The 19,103-nt window shown below is 72.8% G+C and carries 19 protein-coding genes; 11 read left to right on the top strand and 8 right to left on the bottom strand.

All coding sequences use genetic code 11. The features are described from left to right. Both E0F75_RS38150 and E0F75_RS38145 read left to right on the top strand, forming a co-directional pair. The coding region (locus tag E0F75_RS38150; protein WP_229315605.1) for an acyl-CoA dehydrogenase family protein at nt 1-980 on the top strand (980 nt) is incomplete at its 5' end. Nucleotides 981-1,047: 67 nt separating this feature from the next. Beyond that, the gene (locus E0F75_RS38145; RefSeq protein WP_229315604.1) at nt 1,048-1,611 is read left to right on the top strand and encodes a dihydrofolate reductase family protein; all 564 of its coding nucleotides are present in this window, start codon (nt 1,048-1,050) and stop codon (nt 1,609-1,611) included. Between the two features lie 87 nt (nt 1,612-1,698). Here the strand turns inward: E0F75_RS38145 and E0F75_RS38140 are convergent, their stop codons facing one another. Further along, nucleotides 1,699-2,046, bottom strand: a complete 348-nt coding sequence (locus E0F75_RS38140) for a hypothetical protein (RefSeq protein ID WP_229315603.1) — start codon at nt 2,044-2,046, stop codon at nt 1,699-1,701. Nucleotides 2,047-2,206: 160 nt separating this feature from the next. Here E0F75_RS38140 and E0F75_RS38135 point away from each other — a divergent pair, with 160 nt between their 5' ends. Then, the gene (locus E0F75_RS38135; RefSeq protein ID WP_229315602.1) at nt 2,207-3,343 is read left to right on the top strand and encodes a hypothetical protein; all 1,137 of its coding nucleotides are present in this window, start codon (nt 2,207-2,209) and stop codon (nt 3,341-3,343) included. 182 nt (nt 3,344-3,525) lie between these two features. Next, complete coding sequence (locus E0F75_RS38130) at nt 3,526-4,617, top strand: phosphotransferase family protein (RefSeq protein WP_229315601.1); 1,092 nt, start codon at nt 3,526-3,528, stop codon at nt 4,615-4,617. Nucleotides 4,618-4,651: 34 nt separating this feature from the next. Here the strand turns inward: E0F75_RS38130 and E0F75_RS38125 are convergent, their stop codons facing one another. Next, nucleotides 4,652-5,020: a hypothetical protein gene (locus E0F75_RS38125; RefSeq protein WP_229315600.1), complete on the bottom strand. Its 369-nt coding sequence runs from the start codon at nt 5,018-5,020 to the stop codon at nt 4,652-4,654. Between the two features lie 225 nt (nt 5,021-5,245). Here E0F75_RS38125 and E0F75_RS38120 point away from each other — a divergent pair, with 225 nt between their 5' ends. From E0F75_RS38120 to fxsA, 4 genes are all read left to right on the top strand, one after another. Further along, a complete protein-coding gene (locus E0F75_RS38120; protein WP_073818744.1) occupies nt 5,246-5,686 on the top strand; it encodes an Lrp/AsnC family transcriptional regulator in 441 nt (146 codons plus the stop codon). A 167-nt stretch (nt 5,687-5,853) separates the two neighbouring features. Then, complete coding sequence (locus tag E0F75_RS38115) at nt 5,854-7,497, top strand: amidohydrolase (RefSeq protein ID WP_229315599.1); 1,644 nt, start codon at nt 5,854-5,856, stop codon at nt 7,495-7,497. 535 nt (nt 7,498-8,032) lie between these two features. Then, nucleotides 8,033-8,809 carry a polyprenol monophosphomannose synthase gene (locus E0F75_RS38110; RefSeq protein ID WP_229315598.1) on the top strand — a complete coding sequence of 259 codons (777 nt, stop codon included), beginning with the start codon at nt 8,033-8,035 and terminating at the stop codon, nt 8,807-8,809. A 74-nt stretch (nt 8,810-8,883) separates the two neighbouring features. Then, nucleotides 8,884-9,477, top strand: a complete 594-nt coding sequence (fxsA, locus tag E0F75_RS38105) for an FxsA family membrane protein (protein WP_229315597.1) — start codon at nt 8,884-8,886, stop codon at nt 9,475-9,477. Between the two features lie 117 nt (nt 9,478-9,594). Here the strand turns inward: fxsA and E0F75_RS38100 are convergent, their stop codons facing one another. From E0F75_RS38100 to E0F75_RS38085, 4 genes are all read right to left on the bottom strand, one after another. Next, on the bottom strand, nt 9,595-9,969 hold the full coding sequence (locus E0F75_RS38100; protein WP_015032218.1) for an RNA polymerase-binding protein RbpA: 375 nt from the start codon (nt 9,967-9,969) through the stop codon (nt 9,595-9,597). A 255-nt stretch (nt 9,970-10,224) separates the two neighbouring features. Next, complete coding sequence (locus tag E0F75_RS38095) at nt 10,225-11,586, bottom strand: MFS transporter (protein WP_229315596.1); 1,362 nt, start codon at nt 11,584-11,586, stop codon at nt 10,225-10,227. 70 nt (nt 11,587-11,656) lie between these two features. Continuing rightward, a complete protein-coding gene (locus tag E0F75_RS38090) occupies nt 11,657-12,421 on the bottom strand; it encodes a glycerophosphodiester phosphodiesterase (RefSeq protein ID WP_229315595.1) in 765 nt (254 codons plus the stop codon). After that, on the bottom strand, nt 12,418-13,086 hold the full coding sequence (locus E0F75_RS38085) for a YitT family protein (RefSeq protein WP_374115510.1): 669 nt from the start codon (nt 13,084-13,086) through the stop codon (nt 12,418-12,420). The genes E0F75_RS38090 and E0F75_RS38085 overlap by 4 nt, the downstream gene beginning before the upstream one ends. Before the next feature lie 103 nt (nt 13,087-13,189). On the opposite strand from E0F75_RS38085, the gene E0F75_RS38080 reads away from it, so the two are divergent. After that, on the top strand, nt 13,190-14,689 hold the full coding sequence (locus E0F75_RS38080) for a PLP-dependent aminotransferase family protein (protein WP_229315593.1): 1,500 nt from the start codon (nt 13,190-13,192) through the stop codon (nt 14,687-14,689). 79 nt (nt 14,690-14,768) lie between these two features. On the opposite strand, the gene E0F75_RS38075 is transcribed toward E0F75_RS38080, so the two are convergent. Both E0F75_RS38075 and E0F75_RS38070 read right to left on the bottom strand, forming a co-directional pair. After that, nucleotides 14,769-16,394, bottom strand: a complete 1,626-nt coding sequence (locus E0F75_RS38075) for an ATP-binding protein (protein WP_229315592.1) — start codon at nt 16,392-16,394, stop codon at nt 14,769-14,771. 37 nt (nt 16,395-16,431) lie between these two features. Further along, nucleotides 16,432-16,626 carry a hypothetical protein gene (locus tag E0F75_RS38070; RefSeq protein ID WP_015032212.1) on the bottom strand — a complete coding sequence of 65 codons (195 nt, stop codon included), beginning with the start codon at nt 16,624-16,626 and terminating at the stop codon, nt 16,432-16,434. A 308-nt stretch (nt 16,627-16,934) separates the two neighbouring features. Here E0F75_RS38070 and E0F75_RS38065 point away from each other — a divergent pair, with 308 nt between their 5' ends. Both E0F75_RS38065 and E0F75_RS38060 read left to right on the top strand, forming a co-directional pair. Then, nucleotides 16,935-17,327, top strand: a complete 393-nt coding sequence (locus E0F75_RS38065) for an ankyrin repeat domain-containing protein (protein ID WP_229315591.1) — start codon at nt 16,935-16,937, stop codon at nt 17,325-17,327. A gap of 256 nt (nt 17,328-17,583) precedes the next feature. After that, the gene (locus tag E0F75_RS38060) at nt 17,584-18,999 is read left to right on the top strand and encodes a HEAT repeat domain-containing protein (RefSeq protein WP_229315590.1); all 1,416 of its coding nucleotides are present in this window, start codon (nt 17,584-17,586) and stop codon (nt 18,997-18,999) included. Nucleotides 19,000-19,103 lie beyond the last annotated feature (104 nt).

Genomic DNA, 19,103 nt, shown 5'->3' with positions numbered 1-19,103 from the left:
CCGAACACGGCGGGGGCGGTCAGCCGTACGAGGTCTACCTCCAGGTCCTGGAGGAGCTGGCCGCGGCCCGGCTCACCGTCGGGCTCGGCGTCAGCGTCCACAGCCTGTCCTGTCACGCGCTCGCCCGCTACGGCACCGACGAGCAGCGTGCCGCCCATCTGCCCGCGATGCTCGGCGGCGGCCTTCTCGGCGCGTACTGCCTCTCCGAGCCCTCCGCCGGATCGGACGCGGCGGCGCTCCGTACCCGGGCCGTCAGGGCCGGCGACGGCGGCGACTGGGTGATCGACGGCACCAAGGCCTGGATCACCCACGGCGGGATCGCCGACTTCTGCACGGTCATGGCCCGGACCGGCGAGGAGGGGGCGCGGGGCATCACCGCCTTCCTGGTGCCGGGGGACGCGCCGGGGCTGAGCGCGGCCCCGCCCGAACGCAAGATGGGCATGAAGGGCTCGCCCACGGCGCAGCTCCACTTCGACGGGGTACGGGTCCCCGACGCGCGGCGCCTCGGCGCGGAGGGGCAGGGCTTCGCCATCGCGCTCGACGCCCTGGACTCGGGGCGGCTGGGCATCGCCGCCTGCGCGGTCGGGCTCGCTCAGGCGGCCCTGGACGTGGCCCTGGCGTACGCCGTGGAACGCAGGCAGTTCGGCCGGCCGATCGCCGACTTCCAGGGGATCCGCTTCCTGCTCGCCGACATGGCGACCCGGATCGAGGCGGGCCGTGCGCTGTATCTGGAGGCGGCCCGGCTCCGGGACGAGGGGCGGCCCTTCGGGCGTCGCGCGGCGATGGCCAAGCTGTTCTGCTCGGACGCCGCCATGCAGATCACGACGGACGCGGTACAGGTGCTCGGCGGGTACGGGTACACGGCGGACTTCCCCGTGGAGCGGTATCTGCGGGAGGCGAAGATGCTTCAGATCGTCGAGGGCACGAACCAGATTCAGCGTGTGGTGATCAGCCGATCGCTGCTGAAGGGGGGAAGGTAGCAGGGCAGCAGCACGCGCCTTCGCGACGATCTCCGCGCGGGGCTCCCCTTCCCGAGGAGGACTTCTGATGCGCAGCGTGACGTACTCGATGGGCGTCTCGCTCGACGGCTACATCGTCGGGCCGGACGGCGGCTTCGACTGGACGGCCCCCGAGGACGAGGTCTTCCGGTTCTGGATCGACGAGATCCGGGGCGTCGGCGTCCATCTGCTGGGGCGACGGCTGTACGAGACGATGCTGTACTGGGAGACCGCCGACCAGGATCCGTCGCTCGACGACGCGGGCCGCGAGTGGATCGAGCTCTGGAATCCGCTCCCGAAGGTGGTCTTCTCCCGCACGTTGACGGAGGTGCAGGGCCATGCCCGCCTTGCCTCCGGTGGGTTGGCGGAGGAGATCGAGCGGCTGCGCGCCGAGCCGGGGGAGGGCGACATCGCGATCGGCGGCGCGACGCTCGCCGCCGAGGCGGCCGCGCTGGGCCTGATCGACGAGTACCAGGTCATGGTCTACCCGGTGCTGGTCGGCGGTGGCATCCCGTTCTTCGCCCGGGACGAGCGCCAGGTGGAGCTCGAACTCGTCGAGACCCGCACGTTCGGCCCCAGGGTCGTGTACCTGCGCTACCGCGTGAAGCGCTAGGCAGGCCGGTTCACGCGCCGGGCACGCCGGAGCCGTCCCCGGCCACACCGCGCGTCCGCGTCCGTTCCCGTCAGCTCCGGCGGGTGGTCACCGCCCGTCGCCCGGCCGGAACAGCGTCCCGCTGACACGTACCGTGCGGTCCGCCCAGACGGGGCCCGAGGCGAGCCGCGCCCACTCCTGGTCACGGTGGCCCGGCAGGGTGCGTCCCTGGCTCGCCCAGAGGGAGAGCACGGCCTTGTAGATGGGCGGGTCGGCGGGGAGGTGGGTCGGCGCGGGCGCCTGCGCCGGTACGGGGATGGGCACCGGTGCGGGCGGATGCGCCGCCGTGGCCGTCGGCGCGGGCGCCGACGGCGGATGAGGAACCGATTCTTCAAGGCGCGGCTCGGCCTGTCGGTGCCGACCGATTCCGCTGGGCGTCGTGTACAGCGTGGTCATGCCCGGACCAACGCGCCCCGGCGGCCGTGGTCACCGCCCAGGGGATTCGAGCGGCAGTTCGTCCGGTACCCGGTGCACGGCTCTGGCCCCCCGGCGCGCACCTGACGTACCGTCAGTTTCCCTCGCGGAAGACACGCGCTCGCCGACCAGGAGGTCAGCCATGTCCGTGCACCGGCACGTCGACGACCGGCCCGTCGCACTCGACGAATACCCCGTGCACCAGGCCCCGCTCTCGATGAAGCACCACGTCAGCGGCGACCGCAACGCCTACGACCGGTGCATCTTCCACGTCTTCGACCACACCGGCCGCGCCCTGCTCATCGCCGGTCTCGGGGTCTACCCGAACACTGGGGTCGTCGACGCCTACGCCACCCTCCGCGTCGGCGACCGGCTGCACGCCGTCCGGGCCTCCGACGCACTCGGCGACGACCGGATGAACCTCTCCGTCGGCCCGTTCGCCATCACCGTCGACGAGCCCCTCAAGCGCCTCTCCCTGCATTGCGCGGCCGATCCGGACGACCCCGAGGGCCTCTCGTACGACCTGAGCTGGACCGGCGACTTCCCCGCCGTCTGGGAACCCCACCACACCCAGCGCCACGGCGGCCGCCTCACCCTGGAAGGCCGCCGCTTCGTCCAGGCCGGCCACTGCACGGGCACGATCAGGGCAGGCGGCGAGGAGTTCGCGGTCACGCCGGGGGAGTGGACCGGCACCCGCGACCGCAGCTGGGGCGTCCGCCCGATCCCCGGCGAGGAGCCCGGTCGCGGCGCCGAGTTCCGCCCCGAGGGCTTCCACTGGCTCTGGGTCCCGATGCGCTTCGAGGACCGCTTCCTCATGGTCATCGCCCAGGAGGACGCCGACGGCTACCGCACCCTCAACGAGGCCCTGCTCGTACGGAACGGCCACCGCGACACCCAACTCGGCTGGCCCCGCACCGAGATCACTTACCGCACGGGCACCCGCCACCCGGAACGGGCCACCGTCCATCTCACCGACCCGACGGGGAAGCCCCTGGAGATCGGCGTCGACATCCTCGCCTCCTCCCCGCTCGCCGTCGGCGCCGGCTACCCGCCCGCCACCGACTGGCAGCACGGCACCTGGCAGGGTCGCGGCTGGACCGACCGGCGCGTCTACGACCTCACGGATCCGGCGGCCCACCCCATGGCGGCGTACGGCGTCACCGACCACGCCGCCCGCTTCACCCTCGACGGCCACACCGGCTACGGCATCTTCGAGCACGGCTCGTTCGGCCGCCACGACCCCAGCGGCTTCACCGACCACACGTCGACGGCGCGCTGAGCGGCCTCTCGTCCGCGCGTCGAGCGGCCCGCCGAGGAGTCTTCATCCCCCCGCGCCGAGCGGACCGCCGACGCGCTTCCTCGGCGGCCCCTCGCGCCGGGTCCTCCTGAGTCGACGGCCCCTTGCGCCGAATGCCGAACCGTCGATCCCTTCCACGTCAACGGCCCTCCGAGGAGCTCCCCTTGACCTCTGCGCCCCGCCCCCGCACCACCACCCGCGACCCCGAGGAGCTCGGGCGCCGGCTCACCGCCTGGCTCGACCGGCGTCTGCCCGGCGCCCGTGTCACCGGGCTCGCCGTGCCCGGTTCCAACGGCATGTCCAGCGAGACCCTGCTCTTCGACCTCGACCACCCGGACGCCCCGGTCCGCGGCTGCGCCCTGCGGCTGGCCGCCGACCCCGCGGCGTACACCGTCTTCCCCGTCTACGACATGGCCCGCCAGCACCGGGTCATGCGGCTGGTCGGCGAGCACACCGACATCCCCGTACCGCGCGTGCTGTGGCTCGAAGAGGACCCCGAGCCGCTCGGCGCGCCCTTCTTCGTCATGGCCCGCGCCGAGGGCCGGGTTCCCCCGGACGTCATGCCCTACACGTACGAGGGGAACTGGCTGCACGCCGCCACCGACGACGAACGCGCCCTGCTGGAAGCCGAGTCCGTCTCCGTCATCGCCCGGCTGCACGACCAGTTCCCGGCGAAGGAGGCCGAGTTCCTGCTGCCGGACGGCCCGGGGACGCCACTGCGCCGTCATGTCGACGCCCAGCGCGCCTACTACGCCTGGGTGGTGGACGGGCTCGCGCCCTCGCCGCTCATCGAGTCGGCCTTCGACTGGCTGGAGGCGCACTGGCCGGCCGACGAGGGCCCGGCCGTCCTCGGCTGGGGCGACGCGCGCATCGGGAACATCGTCTACGACGGGTTCGTCCCCGCCGCCGTCCTCGACTGGGAGATGGCGGCCTGTGTCCCGCGCGAGGTCGACCTCGGCTGGGCGGTCTACCTGCACCGCTTCTTCCAGGATCTGACCGTCGGCTTCGGCCAGCCCGGGCTGCCCGGATTCCTGGGGCGCGACGCGGTCGAACGGCGCTACGCGGAACTCACCGGACACTCCCCGCGCGACATGGAGTTCCACACCCTCTACGCGGCGCTGCGGCACGCGATCGTGATGCTCAGGATCGCGTACCGACAGGCCCACTTCGGCGAGGTCGAGGTACCCGCGGACCCTGACGGCCTGATCCTGCACCACGCCACCCTGGCGGCGATGGTGCGGGGAAGCTACTGGTGAGCGGAGGGGCCCGGAGGCCCCGTCCGGACGTGCCTCAGGCCGCGCGCCGCATCTGCGGCACCTGGATCGGGCGCGAGCCCGGTCCGCCGACGTGCGAGAAGGGCTGCGTGCGCCAGTCGAGACCCTGGGGCAGCGTCAGGAGCAGGGCGGTGTCCTGCTCCTGGACCTCCAGGGTCTCGTCGGCCGGGCGGGCCTCGGTCGCCGACAGGCCCGTGCCCGGGCAGACCGTCAGGACGAAGGGGTTCCACGGCGTCGGGCAGAGCGCGTGCTCCGGCAGCGCGTCCTCGTCGGCGAGCAGCGCGATCGGCTGCACGCACTCCGGGCAGATGACCCGGAACATCTCAAAGGTGTCGTACGCGTCGAGCTCTTCGGACGTGTCGACCGAATCAACAGGCTCCTGCATGGAGAATCTCCCCCTCGGGTGGGTCGGCCGGATCTGTACGGCCTCGACCACAGCAAGCACTTCCCATGCGGCCGTCCGCATAATCGTGTGGCAGTACCCCAGGCCGGACGCAAACCTGTGGTGTTCGTCACATGCCCGCCGCAGGTGCCCCGTGATGACCCATACCGCCCGGTTGCGGTCGACCCCGGCGGTGCCGCTCCTCCCCGGGAGCAATAGGGTCACCGCATGGAGGAGCTGGATCGTCAGATCGTCGAATTGCTCGTCAAGGACGGGCGCATGAGCTACACCGACCTGGGCAAGGCCACGGGCCTGTCCACGTCGGCGGTGCATCAGCGCGTCCGTCGTCTGGAGCAGCGCGGAGTCATCCGCGGCTACGCGGCCGTCGTGGACCCGGAGGCCGTCGGCCTGCCGCTGACCGCCTTCATCTCGGTCAAACCCTTCGACCCCAGCTCCCCCGACGACACCCCCGACCGGCTCGCCGACATCCCGGAGATCGAGGCGTGCCACAGCGTCGCCGGTGACGAGAACTACATCCTCAAGGTCCGGGTCGCCACCCCGCTGGAGCTGGAGCACCTGCTCAGCCGCATCCGCTCCCAGGCCGGTGTCTCCAGCCGCACCACCGTCGTCCTCTCCACCCCGTACGAGGCGCGGCCGCCGCGCATCTGACCGGGACGGCCGCGCGGGGCGGGGTCGTACAACGCCCTGTGAGGGCTCTGCCACGCGCGCGTGGGCCCATGCGGCCGACGTCTGCGCGGGCCGTACGACGCGCGCGTGCGGCCCCCGAGGGGGACCTGCCGGACAAACCGGGTCCCGGCAGGTCCTAGCCTGGTCGCATGAGTGAGTCCATGCCTCCTGCGTCTCCCGCCGAACACCGCACCGTCCTGCTGCGCGGTGGAGAAGTCCACAGCCCCGCCGACCCCTTCGCCACCGCCATGGTGGTGGAGCGCGGGCACGTCGCCTGGGTGGGCTCGGAGGGCGCGGCCGACGCCTTCGCCACCGGCGTGGACGAGGTGGTCGACCTGGAGGGCGCACTCGTCACCCCGGCGTTCGTCGACGCGCATGTCCACACCACCGCCACCGGGTTCGCCCTCACCGGGCTCGACCTGTCCGCCGCCGCCTCGCTCGCCGAGGCGGCGGAGCTGATCCGCGCCCACGCCGCCGCCCGCCCCGAGGACCGCATCGTCATCGGCCACGGCTGGGACGCCTCCCGCTGGCCCGAGCGCCGTCCGCTCACCCGCGCCGAACTCGACGAGCTCACCGGCGGCCGCCCGCTCTACCTCACCCGTATCGACGTCCACTCGGCCGTCGTCACCACCGCCCTCCTGGACCTCGTCCCCGGCGTCCGCGACCTGGACGGCTTCCACGACGGACAGCTGCCGCTCACCGGCGACGCCCACCACGCCGTGCGGGCCGCCGCCTTCGGCGCCGTCTCCGCGCGCCAGCGCACCGAGGCGCAGCGCGCGGCCCGGAGCCGGGCCGCCTCCCTCGGCATCGGCACTCTGCACGAGTGCGGCGGCCCCCGCATCTCCTCCGAGGAGGACTTCACCGGACTCCTGGACCTGGCCCGTGACGAGGCGGGCCCCCGCGTCGTCGGCTACTGGGCCGACCTCGACGTCGAGCGGGCGCGCGCGCTCGGCGCGCTCGGCGCGGCCGGAGACCTGTTCGCCGACGGCTCCCTCGGCTCCCACACGGCCTGCCTGCACGAGCCGTACGCCGACCACACCGACGCCGGCCACACGGGGGCCGCCCACCTGGACGCGGCCACCATCGCCCTCCATGTCGTGGCCTGCACCGAGGCGGGCCTCCAGGCCGGCTTCCACGCCATCGGGGACGCCGCCGTGACCGCCGTCGTCGAGGGGGTCAGGGCAGCCGCCGAGAAGCTCGGCCTGGCGAGGATCCGGGCCGCCCGGCACCGCGTCGAGCATGTCGAGATGCTCACTCCCGAGACCATCGCCGCCTTCGCCGAGCTCGGCCTCACCGCCTCCGTCCAGCCCGCGTTCGACGCGCTCTGGGGCGGCGAGGAGGGCATGTACGCCGACCGGCTCGGCGCCGAGCGGGCCCGCACCCTCAACCCGTACGCGGCGCTGCTGCGCGCCGGTGTCCCGCTGGCCTTCGGCTCGGACAGTCCGGTGACCCCGCTCGACCCCTGGGGCACCGTCAGGGCCGCCGCGTTCCACCGCACCCCCGAGCACCGGATCTCCGCCCGGGCCGCCTTCACCGCCCACACCCGGGGCGGCTGGCGGGCCGTGGGCCGGGACGACGCCGGGACGCTCGTCCCCGGCGCACCCGCCGACTACGCGGTCTGGCGCACCGAGGAGCTGGTCGTCCAGGCCCCCGACGACCGGGTGGCCCGCTGGTCCACCGACCCGCGCTCCGGAACGCCCGGTCTGCCCGATCTGTCCCCCGGAGTCGATCTCCCCGTGTGCCTGCGGACGGTCGTGCACGGACAGCCGGTGTTCGTAAGGCCGAACGAGTGATGTAGGGATATGTCCCACTCGGGACACCCCTTCCGCACGCTTGTCCCCGACCTGCGGATCTTCCCCTCCGGCCTGGCCTTTTGGGAAGTCTTCGCAGGTCAAGCGGGTGTTGACAGTCGACCGTCGGGGGCGGGTAGGTTCTCCGCGTCCACCACAGGACGTCCGACCGGACAGCATCTCCACGCATGCGCCGAACGCCGCCCGCGCCTCGGCCGCGAGGGAAGGTTTCTCCGGCGGAAGGTGCGACCCGGGTGGGGCCCGGACGTTCAGTAGACAACGGCTTTCGGTCGATCCGCCGCCAGCGGATCCCGGGTCGGACCGAAGGACGACGGGCCCCGCACCGCACCTCACACGTGTGGACGACCCCGCCGGGCCCCCGTCTCACCTGCGGCCCGGCCCCGCCCGGCCGCCGCCTCGCCCGCGCCTCCGGCCCCGCCCGGCCGCCGTCCCGCCCCTCACAGTCGACCCGCCGCGCCGGAGCACTCCGGGGACCTCGCTATGGTGGGGGTCTGTGTATGTATCCGAAGGGGCAGTAGTGAACGACGGTGGCCAGAGGCGTTACGGCCCGCTCGGCAAGGCCTTGGTGATCATTCCGACCTACAACGAGGCGGAGAACATCAAGCCGATCGTCGCGCGGGTACGGGAAGCCGTACCCGAGGCGCACGTCCTCGTCGCCGACGACAACAGCCCTGACGGCACGGGCAAGTTCGCGGACGAGATCGCGTCCGAGGACGACCATGTGCACGTCCTGCACCGCAAGGGCAAGGAGGGGCTCGGCGCCGCCTACCTCGCCGGCTTCCGGTGGGGCATCGAGCACGGCTACGGCGTCCTCGTCGAGATGGACGCCGACGGCTCCCACCAGCCCGAGGAGCTCCCGCGGCTGCTCACCGCCCTCAAGGGCGCGGACCTCGTCCTCGGCTCCCGCTGGGTGCCGGGCGGCCGCATCGTGAACTGGCCGAAGTCCCGCGAGTTCATCTCCCGTGGCGGCAGCCTCTACTCGCGCGTGATGCTCGACGTGCCGATCCGCGACGTCACCGGCGGCTACCGGGCCTTCCGCAAGGAGACCCTGGAGGGCCTGGGCCTGGAGGACGTGGCCTCGGCCGGCTACTGCTTCCAGGTCGACCTGGCCCGTCGAGCCGTCGCCGCCGGCTTCCATGTCGTCGAGGTCCCGATCACCTTCGTGGAGCGCGAGATCGGCGACTCGAAGATGAGCCGGAACATCGTGGTCGAGGCGCTCTGGCGGGTCACCGGCTGGGGCCTGTCGGCGCGGGCGGAGAAGGTCGGCAGGATGCTCGGCCGCAAGGCCTCCTGACCCCCTGCCGGTCGCGTCCCGTACTGATCCTTCCTTTACGACGTTCCGGCGGGGTGCCAGGCACACTGGGGACCATGACGACCGGCGCAACGCCTCCCCTCGCCCCCAAGCGCTCACGCGCGCGTACCCTCCTTCCGCTCGCCGTCGCCGCCTGGCTGGTCCTCGAGATCTGGCTGCTCACGGTGGTGGCGGACGCGGCGGGCGGACTGACCGTCTTCGCCCTGCTCGTCGGCGGCATCGTGCTCGGTGCCGCCGTCGTCAAGCGGGCGGGCCGCCGTGCCTTCCGCAACCTCAGCTCGACCTTCCAGCAGGCCCAGGCCGCCGCGCAGACCGGCACCGTGCCGTCGGCGCCCGAGCGGACCGGCGCGGAGGACCGCAACGGCTTCCTGATGCTCGGCGGTCTGCTCCTCATGCTCCCCGGTCTGGTCTCGGACGTCCTCGGCCTTCTCCTGTTGATCCCCCCGGTCCGCTCGCTCCTCGGGCGGTACGCGGACAGGGCCGCCGAGCGCCGGATGGCCGCCGCGCCTCCCGGCAGCCTCCAGGATGCCTTTCAGCAGGCTCGTATCCACCGCCCGGACGGCAAGGTCGTCCAGGGTGAGGTCATCCGCGAGGACGCCGCTCAGGGCCCTCGTCGGGCCGACGAGCCCCGCCCGCCCCTGACGTCCTGATTCCATCCGTGTCCCGCTCCCTCACGGCGGTGGGGGAGCGGGACACGGAAACGCCGCGGGGCCCGGTACACAGTTCGTGTACCGGGCCCCGCGGCGTTGTACTAACCGGTGCGTCCGCTAGGCGGACTTGCGGCTGTCGCGCGGATGCACGGCGATGTTCATGGCGCCGGAACGCAGGACGGCCAGCCTCTCGGCGAGGACCTCCTCCAACTCCTCGCGGGTGCGTCGCTCCATGAGCATGTCCCAGTGCGTACGCGCAGGCTTGCCCTTCTTCTCCTCAGGTCCGTCCCCGTCCACCAGAAGTGCCTGGATTCCGCAGACCTTGCATTCCCACTCCGGCGGAATTTCCGCTTCCACCGAGAAGGGCATCTCAAAACGATGGCCCTTCTCGCATGCGTACTCCACGGCCTGGCGCGGGGCCAGATCGATGCCGCGGTCGGTCTCGTAGCTCGTCACCACGAGGCGCGTGCCGCGAAGAGCTCGCTCACTCATGAATCGTGCCTCCCGGGCTTGTCGCCCACAGGACAGGTGTCGCTGTCGTCGTTATCCGGTCAACGTCCGGTCGGCGGTAAAGATTCCCGTGCCGGGTCATGCGTCGCCCGTCGTGCCGCCCCTTGTTGTACCCACCAGTGCCCGTTTTGTCACATCTGACGGCAGATGTGACCCGGTGTCTTCACCAAAGCAGCACGCAGTAACGGTCCGCCTGGCAGGCCAAACGCGTACACTACCGCCCTTTCGCTGCCACGTCTAAATACGGTCAGGTATCGGGTTCCCGGCGGCTTCCACCGCGCGCCGCACCGGCACCCGGGCGAGCAGGACGAAGCCGACCACGAAGAAGATCACCAGGGAGATGATGGCATCCCGGTAGCTCCCGGTCAGCTGATACGCGAGACCGAACACGAGTGGACCCAGCCAGCTGAGCCCCCGGTCGCTCATCTCGTACGCCGAGAAGTACTCCGCCTCCTTGCCGCGCGGCACCAGATGCGAGAACAGCGAGCGCGACAGAGCCTGGCTTCCGCCCAGTACAAGGCCGATCGCGGCCGCGAGACAGAAGAAGAACACGGGCGCGCCGGCCGGCAGGAGGTAGCCCGCCACCAGGATCAGCGTCCAGACCGCGAGCGATCCCAGAATCGTCCGCTTGGCGCCGTACGACCGGGCGAGTCGCCCCATGCCGAGCGCGCCCGCCACCGCGAGCACCTGTACGAGCAGGACGGCGGTGATGAGCGTGGTCTGGTCGAGCCCCAGCTCCTCCGATCCGTACACGGAGGCCTGCGAGATCACCGTCTGCACGCCGTCGTTGTAGACGAGGTAGGCGAGGAGGAAGGAGAGCGTCAGCGGATGCCGCCGCATGTCCTTGAGGGTCTCCCGCAGCTGCCGCCAGCCGCTGCCGGCCGCGCCCCGCTCCCGGACCGCCGGGCCGAGCCGCCGGTCCCGAAGCCGCCGCAGCGGAATGACGGTGAACGCACCCCACCACACACCGGCCGAGGCCAGGCAGATCCGCACCGCCTCGCCCTCCGTGAGACCGAAGGAGTCGTGGCCCGAGTAGAGGACCAGGTTCAGGACGAGGACCAGCGCACCCGACGTGTAGCCGAACGCCCAGCCGCGCGAGGAGACGGCGTCCCGCTCGTCCGGCTCCGAGATCTGCGGCAGATAGGCGTTGTAGAGCACCATCGAGACCGACAGGGAGGCGTTCGCCACGATCAGCAGGAACGTGCCCAGCAGATACCGGTCGCCCGCCAGGAAGAACATGCCGGCCGTCGCCGCAGCCCCCAGATAGGCCGCGGCCGCGAGCAGCGGCTTCTTGCGGCCCGTACGGTCCGCGACCGCGCCGGCCAGCGGCATCACCAGGATCGCGACCACGAGTGAGGCGGACACGGCGTACGCGAAGAGCGAGCCGGCCCGCACGGGTATGCCCAGCGGGTGCACGAAGCCCTCGGCGTCGGACGCCGCGCGCGCCACCGAGGTCAGGTACGGGCCGAGGAAGACGGTGATCACGCTCGTCGAGTACACCGAGCACGCGAAGTCGTAGAAGTACCAGCCCCGCTGCTCCCGCTTGCGTTCGGCGGGATCGGTGGCGTACTCCTCCGGTTCGGTGGTTCCAGCGGTCAAGGCCGCGCCCCCTCGTTCGTCCCCGTGCACGGTCCCGGTGATCCGGGCCCGGTGTCACCGGGACGCGCGCTCAGGCCCACTCACCCCGCTCGGTCAGCACCGAGCGCAGCGTCTCCAGTTGATCGGTCATGATGCCATCGACCCCGAGGTCGAGGAGAGCGTTCATCCGGGCCGGATCGTTCACCGTCCACACATGGACCTGGAGCCCGCGCGCGTGCGCCTCCCGGACGAAGCGGCGGTCCACCACGGGGATGCCGCCCTGCCGCTCGGGGACCTGGGCGGCGATCGCCCCGGCCCGTACCGCCGCCGGGATGCCGAACGAGCGCAGCCGGAGCCCGATCACCCCGCGCACCCCGAACGAGGTCGCCAGCCGGGGGCCTGCCAACTGCTGGGCCCGCGCGATCCTGGCCTCGGTGAACGAGCCCACGCAGACCCGGTCCCAGGCGTCCTTCTCGCGGATCAGGTCCACCAGCGGACGCAGCGCCGACTCGGCCTTGAGATCCACGTTCCAGCGGGCCTCCGGGAACTCGTCCAGGAGGTCGGCGAAGAGCGGCAGCGGTTCCTTGCCCGCCACGCGGGCCTCCCGCACCGCCGCCCACGGCAGGTCGCCGATCCGGCCCGAGGCGTCCGTGACCCGGTCGAGGGTCGCGTCGTGGAAGGCGACGAGAGCCCCGTCCGACGTCGTGTGCACATCGGTCTCGAAGTAGCGGTAGCCCGCGGCGGCGGCCCGGCGGAAGGCGGCCGCGGTGTTCTCCAGGCCGTTCGCCGTGCCGCCGCGATGGGCGAACGGGAGGGGCGTGGGATGGTCGAGGTAGGGGTGGCGTACGCGAGTCACCGCCGCAGTATGGCGCCTTCCGGTGTCGCGGGGGCGACCGCGGTGCTTCCGGACTCCGGCTCGGGAACGGCGAACCAGCGAAGGAAGAACTGGGCGAGGGGCCCGATGGCCAGCGCGTAAAGCACCGTGCCGACGCCGACCGAGCCGCCGAGCAGGAAGCCGGTGGCGACCACCGCCACCTCGATCGCCGTGCGTACCAGCCGGATCGAGCGGCCGGTGAGCCGGTGCAGACCGGTCATCAGGCCGTCGCGCGGGCCGGGGCCGAACCGCGCCGCGATGTACAGGCCGGTCGCCACCCCGTTGAGGACGATGCCGGCCACGAGAAGCGGGATCCGCCCCGCCAGGCCGTGGACGTCCGGAACGAGCGCCAGGGTGCCGTCCATCGCCAGGCCGATCGCGAACACGTTGGAGACCGTGCCGAGCCCCGGCCGCTGCCGGATCGGGATCCACAGCAGCAGCACCACGGCCCCGACGATGATCGACACCACGCCGATGGTCAGGCCCGTCTTCTCGGCGAGGCCCTGGTGGAGCACGCCCCAGGGCTCCAGGCCGAGACCGCTGCGCACCAGCAGCGCCGAGCTGACCCCGTACAGCGTCAGCCCCACGTAGAGCTGGACGAGCTGACGGGTGAGGTGCCGGCCGTGGCGGCCGGAGGCGATGGACAAGGTTCTTCCCCCCAGGGTGGTGGTAGTGGACTGGCTCATGACACTCTGTGGCGATGGAACGGGTGCCAACCATGGCCAATTCGAGGAAGGTGGACTGATTTCGATGGCCCAGTGGACTTCGGCGGTAGGACCGGCTCAGCTCGCCCGGCAGCTCCAGGCGCAGCAGCCGCGGCCCGCCGGACCCGGGACGCGGAAGCCGCCCGCCTACCGCGCACTGGCCGACGGGATCCGGCTGCTCGTCCTGGAGGGCCGGGTCCCGGTCGCCGCCCGGCTGCCCGCCGAGCGGGAACTCGCCCTCGCCCTGACCGTCAGCCGTACGACGGTGGCCGCGGCCTACGAGGCGCTCCGCGCCGAGGGCTTCCTCGAGTCGCGCCGGGGGGCCGGCAGCTGGACCGCCGTACCGGCCGGGAACCCGCTGCCCGCGCGAGGCCTCGAACCGCTGCCCCCGGAGGCGCTCGGCTCGATGATCGACCTCGGCTGCGCGGCGCTGCCCGCGCCCGAGCCCTGGCTCACCCGCGGCGTCCAGGGCGCCCTCGAGGAACTGCCCCCCTACGCCCACACGCACGGCGACTACCCGGCGGGGCTGCCCACGCTGCGGCAGATGCTCGCCGACCGGTACACCGCGCGAGGCATCCCCACGATGCCCGAACAGATCATGGTCACGACCGGTGCCATGGGGGCCATCGACGCCATCTGCCACCTGTTCGCGGGCCGCGGCGAGCGCATCGCCGTCGAGTCCCCGTCGTACGCCAACATCCTCCAGCTGATGCGGGAGGCCGGGGCCCGGCTCGTGCCCGTCGCCATGTCCGAGGGGCTCGGCAGCTGGGACCTGGGCCGCTGGCGGCAGGTGCTGCGCGACGCGGCACCCCGCCTCGCGTACGTGGTGGCCGATTTCCACAATCCGACCGGCGCCCTGGCCGACGAGGACCAGCGCCGGCAGCTCGTGGACGCCGCCCGCTCGGCCGGCACCGTCCTCGTCGTCGACGAGACCATGGCCGAGCTCCGCCTGGACGACGACCTGGAGATGCCCCGGCCGGTCTGCGCCTTCGACCCGGCCGGCTCCACCGTCCTCACGGTCGGCTCGGCCAGCAAGGCCTTCTGGGCGGGCATGCGCATCGGCTGGGTCCGGGCCGCGCCCGACGTCATCCGTTCCCTGGTGGCCGCGCGCGCGTACGCCGACCTCGGCACGCCCGTCCTCGAACAGCTCGGCGTGAACTGGCTCATGCGCACCGGCGGCTGGGAGGAGGCCGTCACCCTCCGCCGCGACCAGGCGCGGGAGAACCGGGACGCGCTCGTCGCCGCGGTCCGCAGGGAGCTCCCGGAGTGGGAGTTCTCGGTGCCGCGCGGCGGTCTCACCCTCTGGGTCCGCACCGGTGGCCTCTCCGGCTCCCGGCTCGCCGAGGCGGGGGAGCGGGTCGGCGTCCGGGTCCCCTCGGGCCCCCGGTTCGGCGTCGACGGGGCCTTCGAGGGCTTCGTCCGGCTGCCCTTCACGGTCGGCGGACCGGTGGCCGACGAGGCCGCGGCCCGGCTGGCCGCCGCGGCCCGGCTGGTGGAATCGGGCGCGGGCGGGGGCACCGAACCGCCGCGTTCGTTCGTGGCGTAGCCGCCCGCGCGATCGCGTCACGCCAAGAGGCCGGTACGGACCTGGGGTCCGTACCGGCCTCTTCGCGCGCGCGTGGTGCTCAGCCCTCCGCGGGGACGGGGGCGTGCAGCGGGGCGGGGCCCGGGTCCGGCTCGGCCCGGGGCGCCGGCGCCGGTTCGGGGCTCTTCACGGTGACCGTCTCGATCGCCATGGTCGTCTCCGCGCGGCGCTCCGGGAGGAGTTCGAGCACCGCCTGCCGGTGGGCCTCGCTCGTCGCGTCGTCGTACGGGTCGGGGGTCGCCGGCACCTGGAGGCGCAGCACCGGTCCGGTGCCCAGGCGCGCGTAGCCGCGGCCCGCGGGGACCTGGGGCGTCGGGGTGGTGTGCGGCTCGGTGCCGAGGACGGCGGCGATCTGGTCGGGTGTGGCGGGGCCGAGCACGATCCGGGCCCTGGTGTGGCTCCGTACCGCCTCGCTCAGGGTGTCCGCGCTGTCGAACTGCTCGGCGACCACCACCGTGACCTGGGCCGCGCGGCCGTGCCGCAGGGGCACCTGGAGCAGCTCCTGCGGGTCGGGACGGCCGTCGGCGGCCGCCAGGTCGCCGAGGACGCCCGGCCGGTCGAGCAGGATCCAGAGGGGCCGCCGGGTGTCCTCGGGGGCCGGCCGGCCCGCCTGCCGGGCCCGGTTGGCGGCGATCAGCCGTCGCTCCGTCTCGTGCGCCGCCCACTCCAGGGTGGCCAGCGAGCCGGAGAGCCCGCACTCGACGGCCAGGACGCCGTCACGGCCGGTGAGACAGGCGTACTCGCCGGTGCCACCGCCCTCGACGATCAGCACGTCGCCGTGGGGGAGGGCCTGGAGCGCGATCGAGCGCAGCAGGGAGGTGGTGCCGCTGCCCGGCTGGCCGACGACCAGCAGATGCGGCTCGGTGGAGCGGGGGCCGGTGCGCCAGACCACGGCCGGCGCGTCCTCCGTACCGTCCGAGGCGACCACGGGCACGGTCCGCTGCACGGCGTCCGCGTCGGTGAAGCCCAGGACGGTCTCGCCCGGCACGGTGACGAAGCGCTGGGCTGCGATGGTGGTGGGCAGGGCGGGCAGCACGCTCATGACGAGCCGGTTGCCCTCCTCGTCCCAGTCGAAGCGGTACTCACGGCCGCGCCCGGACTTGGCGTGCAGCAGCTGTTCGATGCGCGCGCGTGCGGCGGGCTCGCCGTCGGTGAAGTACGGAGGGTAGGCGATCTTCAGCCGGGTGGGACGCCCGTCCTCGTCGAAGGCGTACTCCGTGAAGGCGCCGCTCCAGTCGCCGCCGTGGGCGAAGAGCGGTGCGGGGTCCTCCGGGACGGAGAAGTACGGCACGAGGGCCTCGTACAGGCCCTTGAGCCGGGCGATCTCGGTGTCGTCGGGCCCGGTCTTGACGACCGGGCGCTCGCGTCCTCTCCACGCGGCCGCGGCCATGAGCGTCACGAGCGCGAGGAGCGGACCGTAGGGCATGAGCGCGACGACCAGGACGCAGGCCGCGACCAGGAGCAGCGTCGGTCCACGCCGTTCCTTGGGGGTCGCGGCCCACTTGGCTCGCGCGGACGCGGCCAGCTTCCGCAGACCACGGGAGACCGTGATCAGTGGATGGAGCACGTCGGTGGCACTGTCGGCGGCCGTGCGCGCGATCTCTCGACTACGAGCGATCTGTGCGCTGCCGCTGCTCAGAATGCGGGGGAGTGGTCGCCGGGCCACGAAGTACTCCTGAGGTGGTGGAAGGGGCGGAAGGGCGTCAGAACTTGATCCCGCCCAGGAGGCCGGCGAGGCTCTGCCCGCCCGCCGTGATGCTCGGGGCGATGGCCGTACCCGCGAGGTAGAAGCCGAACAGCGCGCTGACGAGGGCGTGCGAGGCCTTCATCCCGTCCTTCTTGAAGAACAGGAAGCAGATGATGCCGAGCAGGACCACGCCTGAGATGGACAGGATCATTGGTTGTTCTCCTGGTTGAGGGGACAGTCACCATGAGTCCTTCCAAGTTCACAGCAAGTATCTATGTGACTAAAGGTGCATTAGAGTGAAAAACAGGCGATTTCACTTGACCGGCGGACGTCGAACGGGCTGTCGAGTGGCGAAATGTCCGGCGTGCGCTAGAGGAGCGGCCGACGGCGGACTGCCGTGATCTTTGCCTCGGCCGGGCGCGGTCATGTCACCGAACGGGCAGTACCCTGTCGATTCACTCGTACGGCCGCGCTTGCCGTGCACAGGTCGACAACGCAGGAGAAGGGCGGGCCCACCCGATGAGCGAGACTCCGGACCCCGAGGTCATCGAGCTGGCGTCCAAGGTCTTCGACCTCGCCCGCACCGGGGACGCCGACGCGCTGGCCGCCTACGTCGACGCGGGGGTCCCCGCGAACCTCACCAACGACAAGGGCGACTCCCTCGTGATGCTCGCCGCCTACCACGGCCATGCCGCAGCGGTCTCCGCCCTCCTCGCGCGCGGTGCCGACGCCGACCGCGCCAACGACCGCGGCCAGACCCCGCTCGCCGGAGCCGTCTTCAAGGGCGAGGACGCCGTCATCCGTGCCCTCCTCGCCGGCGGCGCAAATCCGGAAGCAGGGACTCCGTCCGCGGTCGACACCGCGCGGATGTTCGGCAAGGCCGAACTGCTCGAGCTCTTCGGATCCCGGTGAACGGGCGCTGAACCCCAGGTGAGAGCGGCGTCGTAAATGTGGTCGCGGTGGCGAAATGGGTGGGTCATCATGACGTCGGGCCCGGCAAAACGGGCCACCGACGAGAGGCTGAGGAAGATGGTCACTGGCAGGCGATGGACGACGAGCGGCCCGACATGTTGCCGCACGGCCTAGGCGTACGGGCGATGTACCGCCCGACCCGGGTCTTCCCGGTATCCCCCGGTCGTGTCGACAGCTTGATGTGAGGCGTCTCCCCATGTTCGATCCAGTCATAGCGCCGAGCGGCACCCTGCTCGGCCTGCTGCAGCGGGGCCGCGGCGACGGCACCCTGCACGCACTCGCCGCGCCACGCGCCGAGGCCCTCGCGGCCCTCAACCACTGCGTTCTCGACGACCCCCGCCACGACTGGCAGGTCGAGAACCGCTCCCTCTACTACGCCCGTCTCTACCTGGACCTCCACGGAGGTCTCGACGAGATCGAGGCGCATCTCTTCGGCGCCGAGGACATCCTCGACACCGAGGAGTCCAGGACCGGGCTCGCGCTCGCCGTCCTCGGGCACCTCGCCTCCTACGGACGCCAGGACGCCCTGCTGCTGCTCCGGCGGTACGCGGCGACCGGTACCAACTGGGCCTGGGCCCTCGACGAGCTGGCGCTCCGCGACGACGACGCCGGCCTCCGCGCGCTCGCCGTTCCCGTGCTGGCCCGCTTCCCGGCCGACGCCGAGGGCGACGCCGAGCTGGCCGGCGTCGTACGGGACGCCTTCGAGCCCCGCCCGTGGCGGCTGTGGGCCGAGGACCAGCGCGACGCCGTCGGCGCCCGGGTCAGGGCCGCCCAGGAACAGGGCTCCTTCGACCGCTGGCAGCGCCAGATGCGCCCCGCCGGGCCCCGACCCGGCTGGAGCGTGCGCGCCGTCCTCGACTGGGCGCAGGAGGGATACGAGCGCGGAGCCGTGCTGTACGGCCCCGCCGCCCGCTGCCTCACCGCCGTCGCGGGACCCGAGGACCGGCCCGAACTCCTCGCCGCCGCCAGGCACGGCTCGGTGGGAGCCCGGGGCGCCGCCCTGCACCACCTCGCCGAGTCACGTGACCCGGCCGTCCTCGACCTCGTCGAGGCCGCCGCCGACGGCGACTCCCGCGAGGTCGCCGAAGCCGCCATCGCCGCGTACCGCCGCATGTGCGGAGAGGACGCCGTCGCCCGCGCCCGCGCGTGGGTCCGCCGGACCGACGCCCTCGGTGCGGCCGCCGCCGACGTCCTCGCCTGCCGTGGCACCGCCCAGGACTCCCCCTCCGTCCTCGGCGCGCTCCGCGACACCATCCGCTCCGAAGGCCCCGACGCGCCCGCGCTCGGCGGGCTCGTGGACGGCGCGGGCCGCCTCGGCATCGCCTGCGCGGCCCCCGTGCTGCGCCACGTCTACCGCGAGACGGCCTCGTCCCAGCTCCGCGGGCGCGTGGCCCGCGCCCTCGCCGCCACCGACCCCACCTTCGCGACCGGCTTCGCCGTCGAATGCCTCTGGGACTGCGAGGAGACCACCCGCGAGGTCGCGGCCCAGCACGCCGAGACCGGTGACGTGCGCGTCGCCGAGCGATTGCGCCGCCTCGCGGCGGACCCGGCCGAGGAGGTCGAGGTCCAGACCGCGGTACGCAACCGCATAGGGCCGGACCTCCAGGTCTGACGCGGCCCGGTCGAGGTCCGGCCCCACCGGTCGGACCCGGTCGTCCCCCGCCACCCGGCTCCGGGGCGGCGCGGCCCCCGGCGGAGAACCCGCCGCGCGAGGCC

Source organism: Streptomyces sp. CB02980 (genome assembly GCF_014451325.2).
Lineage (GTDB): Bacteria > Actinomycetota > Actinomycetes > Streptomycetales > Streptomycetaceae > Streptomyces.
Note: the sequence above shows the minus strand (reverse complement) of the source record. Positions and strands in the feature narration are given on the sequence as shown.

Coding starts and splice junctions, on each gene's coding strand:
- E0F75_RS38145 (WP_229315604.1), top strand. CDS start 1,048: ATGCGCAGCGTGACGTACTCGATGGGCGTCTCGCTCGACGGCTACATC.
- E0F75_RS38140 (WP_229315603.1), bottom strand. CDS start 2,046: ATGACCACGCTGTACACGACGCCCAGCGGAATCGGTCGGCACCGACAG.
- E0F75_RS38135 (WP_229315602.1), top strand. CDS start 2,207: ATGTCCGTGCACCGGCACGTCGACGACCGGCCCGTCGCACTCGACGAA.
- E0F75_RS38125 (WP_229315600.1), bottom strand. CDS start 5,020: ATGCAGGAGCCTGTTGATTCGGTCGACACGTCCGAAGAGCTCGACGCG.
- E0F75_RS38120 (WP_073818744.1), top strand. CDS start 5,246: ATGGAGGAGCTGGATCGTCAGATCGTCGAATTGCTCGTCAAGGACGGG.
- E0F75_RS38115 (WP_229315599.1), top strand. CDS start 5,854: ATGAGTGAGTCCATGCCTCCTGCGTCTCCCGCCGAACACCGCACCGTC.
- fxsA (WP_229315597.1), top strand. CDS start 8,884: ATGACGACCGGCGCAACGCCTCCCCTCGCCCCCAAGCGCTCACGCGCG.
- E0F75_RS38100 (WP_015032218.1), bottom strand. CDS start 9,969: ATGAGTGAGCGAGCTCTTCGCGGCACGCGCCTCGTGGTGACGAGCTAC.
- E0F75_RS38080 (WP_229315593.1), top strand. CDS start 13,190: ATGGCCCAGTGGACTTCGGCGGTAGGACCGGCTCAGCTCGCCCGGCAG.
- E0F75_RS38070 (WP_015032212.1), bottom strand. CDS start 16,626: ATGATCCTGTCCATCTCAGGCGTGGTCCTGCTCGGCATCATCTGCTTC.
- E0F75_RS38065 (WP_229315591.1), top strand. CDS start 16,935: ATGAGCGAGACTCCGGACCCCGAGGTCATCGAGCTGGCGTCCAAGGTC.
- E0F75_RS38060 (WP_229315590.1), top strand. CDS start 17,584: ATGTTCGATCCAGTCATAGCGCCGAGCGGCACCCTGCTCGGCCTGCTG.